This window comes from Hansschlegelia beijingensis (assembly GCF_045505405.1).
GTDB classification, from domain to species: domain Bacteria; phylum Pseudomonadota; class Alphaproteobacteria; order Rhizobiales; family Methylopilaceae; genus Methylopila; species Methylopila beijingensis_A.
Map to the genome: position 1 here is coordinate 1 of NZ_JBJKEX010000630.1, position 890 is coordinate 890.

The 890-nt window shown below is 68.5% G+C and carries 2 pseudogenes; both read right to left on the minus strand.

Annotated features, from left to right (window positions below):
• A pseudogene (locus tag ACIKT0_RS19260) lies at positions 1–468 on the minus strand (PhnA-like protein); the annotation flags it as partial.
• A 136-nt stretch (positions 469–604) separates the two neighbouring features.
• Positions 605–890, minus strand: a pseudogene (locus tag ACIKT0_RS19265) (heavy metal translocating P-type ATPase); the annotation flags it as partial.

Sequence of the window (890 nt, forward strand, 5' to 3'; positions counted from 1 at the left end):
GGCCCGAAATTCAAACTGAGACACCGAGGTGACGGCCTGGCCTGCGCCGCTCAAGGCGCGCGTCGCCGTTGTGTACGCGCCACCCACGAGCGCGCCCATCGCGCTCGTCAGCAGATAAACGATCACGAGCGTGGTGGCGGCCCAGGCGGTCAATCCGTGAAGGGCGCCGACCGTCGGCCGCGTCGCGCCGCTCGCCCGGCCGGCGACGTAGCCGCCGATCGCGCCGGCGATGACGCCCGACACGACCCACCAGACCGCCGCCGAGATCGACATCGTCTGGGCGTCCGGGGAGCCGTCCCCCGCAGGGTCGACGGTCGCAAGGCCGATCCCGACGCCAAGCATGCTGAGCAGCAGATGAGCGACCAGCGCCAGCGCCACGCCCGCGAAGACAGCGCCCCAGGAAATCTTGTTCAGGACGCTTGGAATGGCGACTTCTACGACTTCTTCGGTGGTGGAATAGACCGCCATGTCGTCACCTCGATTTTCTTCATCAACGCGACGGATCGCCCGTTGATTGGTCGTAACAATCAGGAGGGCGCTTTGTTCATGAGGCGGCGGCCCCGGGGCAGGAATCCGGGTTAGCAAAACGGACCAGGGGGAGAAGTCATCCCATCCGGGGCTCGATGCGCAGCGCGCGCAGAGCGTTCAGGATGACGGCGACGTCGATCGCCTCCTGAAGCAGCGCTCCCTGCACCGGGGTGAGGTAGCCGAAGGCGGCGGCGATCATGCCGACAACCGACAGGCCGATGCCCGCCACCACGCTTTCGAGCGCGATGCGCCGCGCGCGCCGCGCGATCTCGATGCCGGTCCCCAGCCGGTCGATCCTGTCGACAAGCAGCACGACGTCGGCGGCCTCGGCCGAAGCGGCGGCGCCCCGGGCGCCCATGGCC